The organism is Paenibacillus alba, from assembly GCF_013204855.1.
GTDB lineage: Bacteria > Bacillota > Bacilli > Paenibacillales > NBRC-103111 > Paenibacillus_E > Paenibacillus_E alba.
The window spans coordinates 1-573 of sequence record NZ_JABMKZ010000116.1; the positions used below are offsets into that span (position 1 = coordinate 1).

Genomic DNA, 573 nt, shown 5'->3' on the forward strand with positions numbered 1-573 from the left:
TCCCGCGACCACCATGACTTGATCTTGGCCCGATGCAAATCCCCGATAGAACGCTTCAATCCCTTGCGGGGTTTCCAAGGCCACGGCACCTGTATCTTGCCGCATCATGGCTTCAATCTCTTCATCCACCTGCATGCCGCCCTGTTTCCATAGCGGCCAGTTGATCGATAGGGTGTGGCCGCTTCGCTGCCCCGCAGCCGCCAGCTTGTTCCGGTATCCCGCATACACATCCATAAATCCGTTTGCCGTTGCATAATCGGCTTGCCCAGGATTCCCTATAACTCCCGCGCCCGATGAAAACAAAATTACAAAATCCAATTTCTCTCCCTTGGTTGCTTCGTCTAGATTCCTTACGCCCGCAACTTTCGGGTTCAGTACCTCTTTCCATTCTTCTGTTGTTTTCCGCAGGATATAATTGTCCCGAATCACACCCGCGCTATGGATGATGCCGTTGAGGCCGCCGAATTCTTCTTGAATCCAAACGACCAGCTCCTCCACTGCTTCCTTGCAGGATACATCGACCTGCCTGTATGCTACTCTGGCTCCTCGGACCTCCAATTGTTTTAGTTTTGC

Annotated in this window: 1 protein-coding gene; it reads right to left on the reverse strand. The window is 52.5% G+C overall.

What is annotated here, in order from left to right; genetic code table 11:
- The coding region (locus HQN90_RS38170; protein WP_173228001.1) for an SDR family NAD(P)-dependent oxidoreductase at positions 1-573 on the reverse strand (573 nt) is incomplete at both ends.